At 48.7% G+C, this 14,878-nt stretch carries 16 protein-coding genes; 8 read left to right on the forward strand and 8 right to left on the reverse strand.

Translation table 11 applies throughout. The annotated features are described in order from the left end of the window. Positions 1–54 precede the first annotated feature (54 nt). From NW199_RS05975 to NW199_RS06010, 8 genes are all read right to left on the reverse strand, one after another. The gene (locus NW199_RS05975) at positions 55–279 is read right to left on the reverse strand and encodes a hypothetical protein (protein WP_258333943.1); all 225 of its coding nucleotides are present in this window, start codon (positions 277–279) and stop codon (positions 55–57) included. A 264-nt stretch (positions 280–543) separates the two neighbouring features. Next, positions 544–2,208, reverse strand: coding sequence for a M28 family metallopeptidase (locus NW199_RS05980; RefSeq protein WP_258333944.1), 1,665 nt, complete (start codon positions 2,206–2,208; stop codon positions 544–546). A 22-nt stretch (positions 2,209–2,230) separates the two neighbouring features. Then, positions 2,231–2,998, reverse strand: coding sequence for a creatininase family protein (locus NW199_RS05985; RefSeq protein ID WP_258333945.1), 768 nt, complete (start codon positions 2,996–2,998; stop codon positions 2,231–2,233). A gap of 51 nt (positions 2,999–3,049) precedes the next feature. Then, positions 3,050–4,546, reverse strand: coding sequence for a sodium:solute symporter family protein (locus NW199_RS05990; protein ID WP_258333946.1), 1,497 nt, complete (start codon positions 4,544–4,546; stop codon positions 3,050–3,052). Positions 4,547–4,551: 5 nt separating this feature from the next. Then, positions 4,552–4,794, reverse strand: coding sequence for a hypothetical protein (locus NW199_RS05995; RefSeq protein WP_022473428.1), 243 nt, complete (start codon positions 4,792–4,794; stop codon positions 4,552–4,554). A gap of 185 nt (positions 4,795–4,979) precedes the next feature. Continuing rightward, on the reverse strand, positions 4,980–6,809 hold the full coding sequence (locus NW199_RS06000; protein ID WP_258333947.1) for a carbon starvation CstA family protein: 1,830 nt from the start codon (positions 6,807–6,809) through the stop codon (positions 4,980–4,982). Between the two features lie 180 nt (positions 6,810–6,989). Next, positions 6,990–8,240, reverse strand: a complete 1,251-nt coding sequence (locus NW199_RS06005; protein ID WP_249092012.1) for an MFS transporter — start codon at positions 8,238–8,240, stop codon at positions 6,990–6,992. A 187-nt stretch (positions 8,241–8,427) separates the two neighbouring features. Beyond that, positions 8,428–9,117: an alpha/beta hydrolase gene (locus tag NW199_RS06010; RefSeq protein WP_258333948.1), complete on the reverse strand. Its 690-nt coding sequence runs from the start codon at positions 9,115–9,117 to the stop codon at positions 8,428–8,430. A 130-nt stretch (positions 9,118–9,247) separates the two neighbouring features. Between NW199_RS06010 and NW199_RS06015 the strand changes: the two genes are divergently transcribed. The 8 genes from NW199_RS06015 to iscX all read left to right on the forward strand — a co-directional run bounded on the left by NW199_RS06015 (position 9,248) and on the right by iscX (position 14,878). Beyond that, positions 9,248–9,742, forward strand: a complete 495-nt coding sequence (locus tag NW199_RS06015) for a low molecular weight protein-tyrosine-phosphatase (protein ID WP_258334033.1) — start codon at positions 9,248–9,250, stop codon at positions 9,740–9,742. A gap of 272 nt (positions 9,743–10,014) precedes the next feature. Next, positions 10,015–11,223: an IscS subfamily cysteine desulfurase gene (locus NW199_RS06020; RefSeq protein ID WP_249092014.1), complete on the forward strand. Its 1,209-nt coding sequence runs from the start codon at positions 10,015–10,017 to the stop codon at positions 11,221–11,223. A gap of 23 nt (positions 11,224–11,246) precedes the next feature. After that, the gene (iscU, locus tag NW199_RS06025) at positions 11,247–11,630 is read left to right on the forward strand and encodes a Fe-S cluster assembly scaffold IscU (protein WP_022473434.1); all 384 of its coding nucleotides are present in this window, start codon (positions 11,247–11,249) and stop codon (positions 11,628–11,630) included. Between the two features lies 1 nt (position 11,631). Further along, on the forward strand, positions 11,632–11,955 hold the full coding sequence (iscA, locus tag NW199_RS06030; protein ID WP_022473435.1) for an iron-sulfur cluster assembly protein IscA: 324 nt from the start codon (positions 11,632–11,634) through the stop codon (positions 11,953–11,955). Between the two features lie 11 nt (positions 11,956–11,966). Beyond that, positions 11,967–12,464, forward strand: coding sequence for a Fe-S protein assembly co-chaperone HscB (hscB, locus tag NW199_RS06035; RefSeq protein ID WP_258333949.1), 498 nt, complete (start codon positions 11,967–11,969; stop codon positions 12,462–12,464). 9 nt (positions 12,465–12,473) lie between these two features. After that, complete coding sequence (gene hscA, locus NW199_RS06040) at positions 12,474–14,345, forward strand: Fe-S protein assembly chaperone HscA (protein WP_258333950.1); 1,872 nt, start codon at positions 12,474–12,476, stop codon at positions 14,343–14,345. A 3-nt stretch (positions 14,346–14,348) separates the two neighbouring features. Next, positions 14,349–14,684, forward strand: coding sequence for an ISC system 2Fe-2S type ferredoxin (gene fdx / locus NW199_RS06045; RefSeq protein WP_022472164.1), 336 nt, complete (start codon positions 14,349–14,351; stop codon positions 14,682–14,684). A 2-nt stretch (positions 14,685–14,686) separates the two neighbouring features. Continuing rightward, positions 14,687–14,878: a Fe-S cluster assembly protein IscX gene (gene iscX, locus NW199_RS06050; RefSeq protein ID WP_022472163.1), complete on the forward strand. Its 192-nt coding sequence runs from the start codon at positions 14,687–14,689 to the stop codon at positions 14,876–14,878.

Below are 14,878 nucleotides of genomic sequence, written 5' to 3' on the forward strand. Positions count from 1 at the left end.
TAAAAAAAGCCTCGAATCGTTTGATTCCGAGGCTTTTTTTTTAAACTCCGTTAGTTAATCTCTGTCTTTCCGTCTGCGAGGACGCCTTCTGCGGTCATCATCGTCGTCATCATCATCATCGTCGTCATCATCGTCGTCCCAGTCATCGTCATCATCGTCGTCGTCCCAATCATCGTCATCATCCCAGTCGTCATCGTCATCCCTCGCATACAACGGTGCAGAAATACCAGCCGCGGATAGAAACAATAATGCCATTAAAAGATTACGTCTTGAGGTCATAGTAGCTAATCTCCTGTCAAGCGTTGATCTTATTTTGAGTATCTCAAAATTTTTTCTGTTGTCAGAATCGAATTAACGATCTGTAACCTCTATGACAAAGTACACGGATTGAGCGGTTTCCTATTCATATTTGAGGCGATCCAATTTGATTTGATAAATTAAGGGGCGTTGATCACTTCGGCAATGGCCGACATTATCAACACCCCTTTTGTTTTTACCTTTCTCAGTCTCTGCGAAGAAAGCCTGCAATAGAAACTCTTTTCTTTAAAGTCGTTCGATGCTCTTCAATTGCGCAAACAATTGATTAGCACCTCTCACCATTGCCGTCCATGCACTGAAATACTCAAAGGATTCTTCTTTGGCTTTTGTCCATTTCTCAAAGGCTTCGACCAAAAGACTGCGGGCTTTTTGCCCTGCTCTGTCCTGTAAACCCAGAGCTGATGCACTATAAGCCATCGCCACAATATGTTTTAACGTTTGTACTTTTACTTGAGAATTAGCTTCGACAGCACGCTTTTGAATAACGATGTTCATTTCGCTTAATTTATCCAAGAGCTCTTGCCAAATAGGTTCATTCACAAATGCTTCGCTGATGCTGTCCGTGGACTGCTTTTCTTTAATCACGTTTAGTTTTTCACGAATGTTTGTACTGAATTCGTTCCATTCAGCCATCAAATCCAGTGCGTCAGGGCCTTCAATAACGGATTGAATCAAACCGTTTGTGAAAATCTCAGTGTCTCGCATGAGCGCTTGAGGATCGATTCCTTGCATCGTGTCGTCCGTGGTGTGCCAATAAGGACCGTATACACCGGATAAACCGGCCACTTTCATGCTGACGCTGCCACTAGGCGGAACTTCAGAAATATTGGAAAAGATTGAAGGGATGCCCATGCTCATAAACGATTGATCACAGGACCGATTAAAGCGGGTGAAAGCTTCAGTAAAACTTATGCCTTCATGCGCTTTTCTAGCTAGTGCGGCTGTGGAGGCCATGACAGGTGTCTTTCCCAAAATCGTTGAACCCACCGCGCCCAGACAATCACAGTTGAGATTTAGAAAAACTTTCTCATTGAGCCAATTGAAATGCTTATCGTGCCAAGCCGTGCTGCCGGCATAGCGCCCATGACTGTGCCCGGACCAAATGACATAACAGACATCATGTTTGCGGTTTTTGAGCGTGAGAATTTCCTTGGCACTAGCCACCATTGCGGCGATTCCCGAAGCATTATCCAATGCACCGTCTCCCCAACTGTCAATGTGACCGGTGACGATCGCCGTAAACGCTTCGGAATTTTGCTCATTATGACGGACATGGGCCATCAAAACGGGCGATGTCGTCCAACGGCTATTGATTGCCAATTCAAGAGTTATCCTCATTCCATCTTTTAATGTCAACGCGTCTGAATGCTTTATAGAAGCGTTGGGCATCGTGACATAACGACTTTCGCAGCCCGGTGTCGGACTGCCCCAGACGTCACTAACAATCATGCGATGGATGCGATCCCCAGTATCAAAAAGCACCGCTTTTAATCCCAGCGCTTGGGCTTTTCTCAAATCATTCAAATTGGCCAAACCGTTAAGAAGAACAATCTCGTCAGAATTGCCCTTTTCATAGCTTTGCCAATCCGAGGCAGAAAGAATACGCAAATGCCCTTGAACAGAAACCGTTCCTTGTCGGGGATTGTTTCCATCAAGAGGTAATGTCATAGCGTTGCCCAGAGCCTTAATGCGTTGACCATCCGCCGTCATGCGAACGTTGTCGACCGTCGAAACAAAAAGCGGAACGCGTTCTATGTTCACTTCTGCTCCGACATTTTTAAAGGCCTCAGCAATGACAATAAAGGCGTTTTCTTCCGATGGATTTGATAATCTCTCACCGGTATTAGCGATGTCTTGCAGTGTTTGCATTAAAAGCGTTTGGTCAAGCATTTAAAGACTCCTTATTTAAGGATTACTTATCAAGCGGCAAGCGACGAAATTCTTCGGTGAATGCCACAAAGTAATCGACAACCGCTTGCATCATGTCCTTGCCCCATTCGGCATTGGCTTTTTGACTGTCAATGCCACCGAAGCCACCCATGGGAATGCCTTTTTTGATGTCACGGACAAGCTTGATATGAGCGTCACCAAACTTCACAGAGCTTAAGTGTGTGAAGTGCAGCTTGTCGCTTAAATCATTCACTGTCGTTTCCGGGCAAGAAGCAATATCAATGAGTTCGGGTTTGATATGCATAACGGCCGATACTTCCTGAGCATCGCCGTGACCAGTTGTCCAAATTTTGTTTAATTCCGGAGCGATGCCCCACCAATCGAGCAATGTAATTAACGCGCCGGTTTCTCTGGCTAATTCAAGACCAGCCTTTTCAATGGCTGGGTCGTTGCCGCCGTGGCCATTGACGACAATAAAACGTCTGGCGCCGTGTTTGGCTAAATTTTGGAAAACACCTCGCATGATATTGATCATGGTTTCAAGTCCCATGTCAATGGTGCCCGCAAACGAGGTGTGGTGTGTGGCAACCCCAAAAGGAATCACAGGTGTGACCAAAATGTCGGTGCGCTTTTCCATTTCGGCGGTGATCCATTGCGGAATCAGCCAGTCGGTGCCGAGCGGGCCAATGGGGCCGTGCTGTTCTGTACTGCCGACGGGAATAACAACAACGGTGTTGGGATCCGCGAGTTTTTCCTGGGCTTGACGCCAATTCAAATGAGCTAATTGCATACTGTGCCTCATAACAAAAAGCCCGATGCGACGATCGGGCTTTTATCAAAATTAACCTTTAACGTGTTCCAAGTCAGCGAAGTGACGATCAAGCGTTTCTTGAGAAACAGGCTTGGTCACAAGGCTTACCAAGATGATCACGATCATGGCAAAGAGCCAAGCAACGATCAAGGGGTTAAAGCCAAAGGACCAGCTCGTAAACTTCAGGGTGATGAGCACGTAGAGGATTTCAGCCGAGATAACACCGACATAAACACCGGCGGTCGTCGTACGCTTCCAGTACATGCCGAGCAAAATAGGAGCCGCCCAAATACCCAAACCGCCGAAAGCAAACAAAACGATTTGGAAAATGGAACCCGGTTTCATCACACCGATGCCGATGGCGATGATACCCAGAACAACGGTGATGACCTTAGACAACTTCCAGGTTTCTTCGTCTGTTGCATTGCGGTTGAGAATCTTTTGATAGATATCACGCGAAGCGGCAGAGGTGGCCGTGAGCAACAAAGATGAAATGGTGGACATACCGGCAGAGAAAATACCGGCCACCATTAACGAAGAAATGATTGGAGGCAAACCGCCTTGCAAAATCAAAGGTACAACGAAGTCAGAGTTCTTGCCTTCCAAGCCGGGGAAGGAGATGATACTGGTGACGCCGCACCATTCAATGAAGGAAGCCGAGAACCACATGCCCAAGGTACCTAAAATGACGGCCTTAAACATCGTCTTGTGGTCCTTCATCGTGAAGAACTTCGTAAAGAGGTGAGGCTGACCGATGGCAAAGAAGGACCACATCACAATCATGGAAACATAGTTTTGCCACGGGTATGCATTGTTGTGCCCCGGGAAACTCACATAATTGGTGTCCATAGCGGCCAATTTTTCATTGATCACTTCAAGGCCGCCGCCCAATTTAAGGGAAACGAAGAAGGTCACTACGGCGGTAACAACCATCAAAATACCTTGGATCAAGTCCGTGAGCATCACGGAGCGGATGCCGCCAGCCATGCAGTACAGGATAACGGTAATACCCATCACCACGATACCGACCCATTCATCGCAGCCCGTGTAGGTGGAGAAAATCACACCGCCGCCAATGGTCTGAGCGCCCATCATGGAGACAAGGAAAATCAACATGAGCACAGCCAATAAGCCACGGATACCGGTCGAGTCAAAGCGGTCGGCTAGATAATCGGCCATTGTCAGCATCTTGTAGCGATGACCCAATGTGATTAAGCGACGGCCGACAAGCAAAGCCGGAATCAACATGGAAAAGGCAATGCCCGGGACTGACACGGACATGCCGGCATACCCCACGTGATAAATGGAACCCGGCACACCCATGAAGGTCGACATAGAGTACTGAGTAGAAAAATAGGCGACACCAGTGAGGATGGCGCCTGCTTTACCAGACATCGTAAAGAAGTCGGCAAGGTTTTTATTTTGTCTGGAACCATACCAGCCTAAACCGGTCAAAACGACGCAGTATGTAACGATCACGCACAGAAACGGAATCGTCATGCTGGTTGTATCAATAGAAAAATGCATGATGATTATTCCTCTTCATCGAATTCGTGATATTCGGGACGCTTCAGACATGAAGAGGCCCAAAGGGCAATACACACAATGGTCAGAAGACCGTATACCAACCAGCCCCAGATGAAGACGGGAACGCCGAAAAAGCCGGGATTGTATTCGGTATCGTAGAAACATGGCAGTGGCAACATGATAAATCCCCAAAGGGCCATGAAAAACCAGAACCATTTTTTCTCGAATTTGTTAGTAAAAGGATGCATAAAAACACTCCTTCAAGAAGAATAACAACCTCAGTTTACTTAAGAATTTTTCAAGGTTGATAGTTTTGTTTAGGTGTTAATCTCTATTAAATTCTCCATAGATCAAATGTTGAGATTTTTTTTTTTCATAAAAAACGCGTCCGAATTTTTGTAATCGGACGCGTTGGTTAAGGTGGTGATGGAAGTTATTCGTTTACAATCGCTTTAACTTCAACACCATAGCTGTCATGAGTTGTGGTCTTGATATTCAAGAGCACGGACCAACGACGCAGTGTACCGATGATCACAAAGAGCATCAGCAACATCACGATGACAGAAAGCGAAGCAAGTAGATACTGACCGGCAGGAATGTATTGGTTAATCACCAACCAGCAGCCAGCCCAGATCGTGATGATGGTCATCAAAATACCGGGGACACCCGTGATCGGGGCATATTTGGTCTTGTTCAAACGAAGAATAACCGTTGTGCCGATCAAAAGCGTCACCGAGGCGAGCAATTGGTTGCAAATACCAAAGAGCGGCCAGATGGAGCTGATATCGCCCGAGTAAACGAGGTAGCCCCAAGAACCCGTAAAGATCACCGAAGTGATGATAATGCCGGGCCACCATTGTTTGTCAGAGAACTTCGGCCAAACCTTGCCCATCATTTCCTGCAGGAAGAAACGACCAACACGGGTGCCGGCGTCCACAGCCGTCAAGATGAACACCGCTTCAAACATAATGGCGAAGTGGTACCAATAGGCCATCAGATTTTCCATGAAGGGAATCTGAGAGAAGATGTGAGCCATGCCGACAGCCAAAGAAACGGAGCCGCCCGGGCGAGCCATCAGGCTTTCTTGGACTTGAGCTTCCAAGTGCGGCAGTTCTTGCACGGCCATGCCGAGCGCGGCGAATTTATCGGCCGGCGCATTAATGGCGAAGTAGTCGGCAGGAACCAACACGCAGGCGGCAACCAAAGCCATTACAGCCACAAAGCCTTCCATCAACATGGCGCCGTAACCGACAAAGAGCACGTCACGTTCGTTGGAGATCATCTTCGGCGTGGTACCGGTACCGATCGTAGCGTGGAAACCGGACAAAGCGCCGCAGGCAATCGTGATGAAGATGAAAGGAATAACCGGACCGCCGACGATCGGGCCACCGCCTTTGACGAATTCCGTGAAAGCGGGCATTTGGAAATGCGGCATCACGAAAACGATACCGATTGCCAAAGCAGCGATGGTACCGATCTTCAAGAACGTGGACAGATAGTCACGCGGCAAGAGCAAAAGCCATACCGGAAGCACAGAAGCCAAGAAACCGTAAATCGGGATCAAAAGGCTCATAGTCGGTTTGTCGATATCCAGCCAGCCGAAATATTCCGGATGAGAGGCAACCCACGGACCGGACAGAATGCACAAAAAGAGCAAAACAACGCCGATTAACGTCGCACCCTTGACATCACCCTTGCGCCAAACCTGCATGTAAAGACCCATGATGATGGCGATAGGAATGGTTGCCGCGACCGTGTACGTGGACCAAAGCGAATTGTGCATGGCGTTGACCACGGCGATGGAAAGACCGGCTAAGGTCAAAATCAAAATGGCGAGCACAGCCCAAGCGGCCACCAATCCGGTGGTTTTATCAATTTCGGTGGTTGCGATGTGAGCTAAGGAGCGGCCACGGTGGCGCACCGAGCAAAAGAGCACAACCATATCGTGGACGCCGCCTGCGAGCACGCAGCCGATCAAAATCCACAACAGCCCCGGCATATAACCGAATTGCGCGGCAAGCACTGGTCCAAGCAGAGGACCGGCCGCAGCGATGGCGGCAAAGTGGTGCCCGAAGAGCACGTACTTATTTGTGGGGACATAGTCTTGTCCGTCAGAATAACGCATAGCAGGCGTTTGACGGGCTTCATTGACATTGAGAACTTTCTGAGCGATGAACAAACCATAGAAGCGGTATGCGATCGCAAAAACGCAGAGAGCGGCGAAAACAATCGTTACAGCGTTCACGCCGGTTGACGTATCCATAGGAGCCTCCGTAAAAATGAGTCCGATCTTAGTCTATCAAGATTGAAGGCTCTCACAAACTTTTTCTGTGTTGATTAAAAAGGAAAAATAACAATCTTTGCTTAAAGTCATAAACCTTTGTGACTAAAACAAAAGGCTCTCGGGATGGTCCCTAGAGCCTTCGGATTAGCCTGTAATTATTTAGGCTGTTTTTGTCTCTTCAGCAGAATCGGACTCAACGTTGATTGTTTCACCACTGCCCGGATCTTGATTCTTCGGTCGCTTCAGATAGAGCATGATCACCAAAAGAATCATGACAAAGCCGTGCGCCATCACCACAATGGAGTTGCTCCAGTAGGTGGCCATCAGACCGCCTAAAATTGGGCCGGCGACCGAGCCAATTTGCTGGGCAGCATAACTTAAACCATAAATTCGTCCGCGCTCACTCGGCAGGGTATTTTCGGCAAAAAGCGCGTTAATAGCCGGGAAGATACCCGCAAAGAAAATACCACCGACAAAACGCCAAATGACAAAGGGAGTGATTTCACCGGGGATTGCCTGTACGACACCGAAAATGCCGCCGCCCAACAGCGCCACATAAAGCGCCCAACGGTAACCGATATTGGTGCCCAATCGTCCCCACATCGGGGCGGCGAAAACGCCCGAGATGCCGACTACGGAGAAGACGATACCGGAAACCATCACGATGTTGTCCATCGAGCCTTGCAATTCAGCAATGTAAAGGGGCAAAACCGGCTGAACCAACATGACGGCAAGCTGAACGACCGCCGCGGCAAAAAGCATGCGCTGAATGACCGGAACCTTGAGAAGCTTCATGGAGCCGCCGCTCTTTTTCTTTTCCACCGTCTTGACCACTTTCTTTTGCTCGCCGCCCTTAATGAAGACGATCAAACCCAAAGCGATCAGACCCAAAGCGGCGCCGGCAAAATAAAACGATGCGCGCATACCGAACACTTCAGCCAGAACACCCCCGATCAACGGCCCAAAGACGCCGCCCGCGGTCGAGCCGCCTTGCATGAGCCCCAGGCACCACCCCATTTTTTCTCTCGGGGCCGTCGACGTCATGATGGCTAAGCAAGCTGGCCACAGTCCCGCGGAAAAGCCCTGGAAGCTTCGCATGGCAAAAAGCTCCCACGGGGTTTGCACAAAACCGCCCCAAACGTACGAGATGGCTAAACAGGCGGCCGCGCGTACGGCCATCGCTTTGTGGCTTTTCTTATCGGAAAGCGCCCCCCAGATTGGGGCCATGATGGCACTGATCAAAAACGAAATAGAAAAAATCAGACCCGACCAAATATTGACGTCGCTTTGCGCGACGCCCAATTCGTCAATCAAGTACATCGGCAGGAAAGGCACGAGCATCGTGTAGCTCGCCGACATAAAAACAGAAGTGATGGTCAAAAACCAGACCAGTGCTTTCCAATAGGGCATTTGATTCCCCAATCCAAAATCTAAAAGCGCATACAAAATAAATTCTCAGCATTTATCTTATGCTGAAAAAAATCAAAAAGTACGGCCTTGAATCAAAGTTAAAGCCCTTTTTAATCAAGCGTTTTCCCTAATTCCAAACAAAAACTCCGACGCTAGGGTCGGAGTTGAAAGGCTTGAAAAACCGCTATCAGGCTTGCGTAGTCTCTTGTTGAGAAGCTGCGCCATGGGCCCGAATAAATTCGGCGATATCGGCCACTTCATCAGGACAAATTTCATGGACCATAGGGTAGTCGAAAAATTCAACCGAAGCGCCTGCCTTATTGAGCACTTCCAGTCCCTTTTTTGCTTGGACAAGAGAGATGACCGGATCTAAAGTGCCGTGAGCCATAAAAACGGGTGTCTGTTTGGCCACATCGCTTAATTCATCGAAACGGGGATGTTTGGGAACATAACCCGATAAAGCAATGACACCGGCCAAGGGTGTAATTTGCGACAAACCCACCAGAATGGCCATCGCAGCCCCTTGTGAAAAGCCGCCTAACCAAATCGGCGAGTCGGGATACTTTTGACGTTCTTCTTCAATTAGGGCGGTAATTGTTTCGGCCGCTTGATTCATGCCATCGATGTCTTCCTTTGTCTCTTCTTCGAATGTCTCATCGAAAAGGTCGTACCAGCCGTTCATTTTCATGTTGTAGGCCGTAATATCGCGCAAAGGGGCAGAGGGCAGAACCATCCGAACGTTATTGAGTTCGCCGAATTGAGAAAGTTCCTTTTGAAAAGATTCAAAATCAGAGCCGTCCACACCCAAGCCGTGCAGCCAAATCAAAGTGATCGGCTTTTGAGTTTGGTCGAGCGGTTCCTGAAAAATGGTATCCATGCTTAAGGTCAAACAATTAGTGATGGGCCGCTATTGTATGAGAAATTCAAAAAAACTTCACAAAAATAGCCTGTTTGAAGTGTAAATTTAAATTCTGAAAAAGGGAAAAAAATTTAAAGGGAGCTAATGGATTATGCTTAAAGTTCTTTTTGTCTGCGCGGGCAACATTTGCCGATCCCCCACGGCGGAGGCTGTCTTTAGAAAGTTGGTGGATCGGGCGGGCCTGACTGAAAAATTTGAAATCGACTCGGCTGGCACTGAAAGTTTTCATGTGGGCGAAGGCGCCGATCGCCGAGCTATTGAATGCGCCACGGCCAGAGGCTATGACTTGTCCAAACACACTGCCCGTCAAATTTCTGCTTCTGACTTTGAGCGCTATGACCGGATATTGGCCATGGACTGGAACAATATCAATGAACTTAAACGAATGGCGCCTGCGGCCTATAGTCAAAAACCCGAACTTTTGATGCGCTACAGCACAAGCTATGACGTCTCCATTGTGCCTGATCCTTACTACGGGAATTCAGACGGATTTAAAAAAGTACTCCTTTATTGTGAGGATGCCTGTCACGGACTTTTGTCCACATTGGTTAATCAAAACGGACTTCATGCGAAAACCTTGTAATCAATACAATCTTTAGTCTGTAATGATTACAGACATTTTTCGCTTTGAAACAGTTTTTGAATTGACTCATTTATCCTTTTATTAACAATAGGATAAGTGAGTTTTTTTATGCTGATTTTTGAGAATTTTCTCATAATTTATCTTGCGTTTAAAAAGTGAAGTCAGTAATATCTACTTTCGTTTGAAAAAGCAGGGGTTATCCCTAGCTTGAAGAGGTCTGTTTTCAGACTTGTCTATATATAGATAGGCGTTGATTCGTTAAGGAGCTCAAATTGAGAAAACCTGTTTACTTGGACTACGGTGCCACGACTCCGGTTGATCCCCGTGTTGTAGAAAAGATGATTCCCTGGCTCTACGAGCGCTTCGGCAATGCGGCCAGCAACTCTCATCCGTACGGACTGGAAGCCCGCGAGGCTGTCGAAGAAGCCCGTTCACAGGTCGCTCAGATGATCAACGCCGATCCGCGCGAAATTGTTTGGACATCCGGGGCTACCGAATCGGACAACCTGGCGCTTAAAGGTATTGCCCATTTTTATAAAGACCGCGGCAAGCACCTCATTACAGTGAAGACTGAACATAAGGCCGTATTGGATAGCATGCGCCATTTGGAAACGGAAGGCTTTGACGTGACCTACATGGACGTTTTGCCCAATGGTCTTTTGGATTTGGATGCGTTGAAAGCGGCCATGCGTGATGACACCATTTTGGTTTCCGTCATGGCTGTCAACAATGAAATCGGTGTTATCCAAGATATCAATGCCATCGGTCAAATGTGCCGTGAACGTGGCATTTTCTTCCACGTTGATGCCACTCAGGCCATTGGTAAACTGCACTTTGATATGACCAAGGATCCGATTGATCTGATGAGTATGTCGGGTCACAAGGTCTATGGTCCTAAGGGAATCGGCGCGCTTTATGTCCGACGCAAACCTCGCGTTCGTCTTGAAGCACAAATTCACGGCGGCGGTCATGAACGCGGAATGCGTTCCGGTACCTTGGCCACGCACCAAATCGTGGGTATGGGTGAAGCTTATCGTTTGGCCCGCCTTGAAATGGATGAAGAAAACGCTCGCTTTAAGAAGTTGCGTGACAAGCTTTGGGCCGGTATTCAAGAAATTCCGGATGTATATTTGAATGGTGACTGGGAACATCGTGTCTCCACTAACCTCAATGTGAGTTTTGCCTTTATCGAAGGCGAAAGCCTCATGTTGGCACTCAAAGATGTGGCGGTGTCTTCGGGCTCGGCCTGCACGTCAGCCAGTCTTGAACCGTCTTTTGTTTTGCGTGCCTTGGGCCGCGATGATGAGCTCGCTCACAGCTCCATTCGCTTCACTTTGGGTCGCTTTACCACGGAAGAAGAAATCGACTTTGTGGTGGCGCAATTAAAGGAAAAAGTGGCCAAGCTTCGTGAAATGTCCCCGTTGTGGGAAATGCACCAAGAGGGTGTGGATCTCAACCAAGTGAAGTGGTCTGAACACTAAAAATCAGAAAGAGGATAGGACAGATGCAATACAGTGACAAAGTGATGGATCACTACGAGCATCCCCGCAATGTGGGCACGCTCGATAAGAACGAAAAGGATGTCGGCACCGGCATGGTGGGGGCTCCCGCCTGCGGCGATGTGATGCGCTTGCAGATCAAAGTCAATCCTGAAGGCATTATCGAAGACGCTAAATTTAAAACCTATGGCTGCGGTTCAGCCATCGCTTCGAGCTCTTTGGTGACCGAGTGGGTTAAGGGCAAGTCTCTTGATGAAGCCATGCAGTTATCCAACGAGCAGATTGCCGAAGAATTGGCTTTGCCGCCGGTAAAGATTCACTGCTCGATTTTGGCTGAAGATGCGATCAAGGCCGCGATTGCCGATTACCGTCAAAAACAAGGAAAGTAAGATGGCTGTGACATTGACAGAAAACGCCGCTCGCCACGTCAACGCTTATTTAACAAAGCGCGGCAAGGGCATCGGTTTGCGCCTTGGGGTGAAGACATCGGGCTGCTCCGGCATGGCCTATAAGCTCGAATTCGCAGACGCGATCGAAGAAGACGACCAAGTGTGGGAATCTTTCGGAGTGAAGGTTGTGGTCGATGCCAAGAGTTTGCCCTACATTGATGGCACCGAACTTGACTATACCCGCGAAGGCCTCAATGAAGGGTTCAAATTCCACAATCCCAACGAGAAAAGTCACTGTGGCTGCGGTGAGTCTTTTCAGGTGTGATTGAGCGCCTCATGAGTCAAAAAGATTATTTTTCCCTTTTAAATCAACCGCAGACTTTTGCGGTTGATTTGTCGTCTTTGGAGGCGGTGAAAAACGCTTTGCTTCAGCGCCTGCATCCTGATCGTTTTGTGACGGCCAGCGCGCTTGAAAAGCGCATCGCCCAACAGATGAGCGTACAGGTTAACGAAGCGTACCGCACACTTGCCGATGATCTTTTGCGCGCGCAGTATCTGTGTAAACTCAAGGGCTTTGATGTCAATGAGCATCGTCCGATGCCCGCTGATTTTCTGATGCTTCAGATGCAGTGGCACGAGGCGCTGGAAGCGTGTGAGCAAACGGGCGATGAGGGCGCGCGTCAAAGGCTTTTTGAAGAGGTTAAAGAGCACCAGCGTCTACTGATCGCTTCTCTGGCTAAGGCTTTTGATACCGATCATGACGATAAGGCCGCTTTTGAAGCGACGCGTGAGTTGATGTTTGTTAATAAACTCATCACACAAATTCAACACTAGGATTTTTTCATGGCTTTATTGCAAATTGCCGAGCCGGGCATGTCGGCTGATCCGCATCAGCATCGTTTGGCTGTCGGCATTGATTTGGGAACAACCAATTCGTTGGTGGCGACGGTGAAAAGCGCCGAGACAGTGGTGCTTGCCGATCATGAAGGCAGAAAGTTATTACCGTCTGTTGTCAGGTACTTATCAGACGGTACAACCGTCGTCGGACATGAGGCGCGTTTAGCGATCAGCGAAGATTCCCAAAATACGATAGCCAGCGTCAAGCGTTTTATGGGACGCTCGAGCGCAGAAATTAAGGAAGCTTCAAGCCTTCCGTACCGTTTTGCCGAGTCCGATGGCATGCTGCGTGTTCAGACCGTGGCAGGCGAGAAAAGTCCGGTGGAAATTTCCGCAGAAATTTTAAAAGTCTTAAAGGATCGCGCCGAAGAGGCGTTGGGTGGAGAATTGGTCGGCGCGGTGATCACGGTTCCTGCCTATTTTGATGATGCCCAGCGTCAGGCCACAAAGGATGCGGCAAGACTTGCCGGTCTTAATGTGTTGCGGCTTCTCAATGAACCGACTTCGGCGGCTTTGGCCTATGGGCTCGATGAAGGAGCCGAGGGTCTTTATGTCATCTATGACTTGGGCGGAGGCACCTTCGATGTGTCTGTGCTTCGTTTGACTAAAGGCGTTTTTGAGGTCCTTGCCACGGGCGGCGATTCCGCTTTAGGCGGCGATGATTTTGATCACAGAATTTTCTGCTGGGTGCTGCAAGAAGCCGAAGTCACCGAAATTCTTTCCCCGGAAGACAAAAGCTTGATTATGATGGCAGCCCGAGCAGCCAAGGAAGCTTTAAGTCGCAGTGATAAGGCTGCTGTCAACGTCACGCTTTCTTCTGGTAAAAAAATTGATCTCACGATCACGCGCGAGATTTTTAAAGGCCTAACCTGCCGCTTGGTTAAAAAGACAATTGATACGCTTGATGCGGTAATGCGTGATGCCAAGCTTGATCGAAAAGACATCCAGGGGCTCGTTTTGGTGGGCGGCTCCACCCGTATGCCGGTGATTCGTGAAGCGGTTAAGGATTATTTGGGTTTTGAGCCGCTCGATAACATCAATCCGGATGAAGTGGTCGCGGTGGGTGCGGCTAAACAGGCTAACCTTTTAGCCGGTAATACGGCCGGAGACGATTGGCTTTTACTCGATGTCACACCGCTGTCTTTGGGGTTGGAAACCATGGGTGGCTTGGTTGAAAAGATCATTCCGAGAAACACGCCTATTCCGGTTGCGATGGCTCAGGATTTCACCACCTTTAAAGATGGTCAGACAGCCATGGCCATCCACGTGGTGCAAGGTGAACGTGAAATTGTGGATGCATGCCGCAGCTTGGCTCGTTTTGAACTTCGAGGACTGCCGGCTTTGGTGGCGGGGGCCGCCAGAATTCGTGTGACCTTCAGCGTTGATGCCGATGGTCTTTTGTCGGTTTCTGCCCGAGAAACGCAAACGGGTGTTGAAGCCCATGTGACCGTCAAGCCCTCTTACGGTCTAAGCGATGAAGAAATCATGCGCATGCTCAAAGACGGCACGGGTAACGCCGAAGAGGATATGCGTGAAAGAGCGTTGCGCGAAGAGGAAGTGGAATCTCGCCGCTTGATTGAATCCACGGTGGGCGCTTTGGCATCGGACGCGGATCTTTTAACCAAGGAAGAAGAAAACCATATCCGAGATCTGATCACGCGTTTATTGAAAGCGGTTGAAGCTCACGAATTGGAAACCATTAAGACGCTTGAAAAGGAACTGACGCAGGCGACGGAAAGCTTTGCTGAACGCCGTATGGACCGAGCGATTGCTCAGGCGCTTTCCGGCAAGAGCGTTGAAGATATTGAAGGAAAATAGACTATGCCCAAGATTACCGTTTTGCCTCACGCAAGCGTTTGTCCCGAAGGAAAGACTTTTGAAGTCAAGTCCGGCGTTAAATTAGCGCGAGCTTTACTTGCCAATGGCGTGGGCATTGAGCATGCCTGTGAATTTTCCGGAGCCTGTTCAACGTGTCATGTTATTGTCCGAGAAGGCTTTGATTCCTTAAATGAACCCGAAGATGAAGAGTTGGACATGCTCGATCAAGCATGGGGCGTGACGGATTTATCCCGATTGTCTTGCCAGGCCGTGGTGGGTGATGAGGATCTTGTGATTGAAATTCCCAAGTACAGCCGCAATCACGCCAAGGAGCACTAATTATGCGCTGGACTGATACTCAACAGATTGCCGAAGCGCTCTATGATGAGCATCCCGATGTCAATCCGTTGAAGCTGCGGTTTACGGAGTTGCACGCTATGGTGCTTGAGCTGGATGGTTTTGACGATGATCCTGAGAAAAGCAACGAGGCAATTTTGGAAGCGATTTTGCAAGCTTGGCTCGATGAGCTCTAA

This window comes from Parasutterella secunda, assembly GCF_024733725.1.
In the GTDB taxonomy this organism is placed as follows: Bacteria; Pseudomonadota; Gammaproteobacteria; order Burkholderiales; family Burkholderiaceae_F; genus Aphodousia; species Aphodousia faecalis.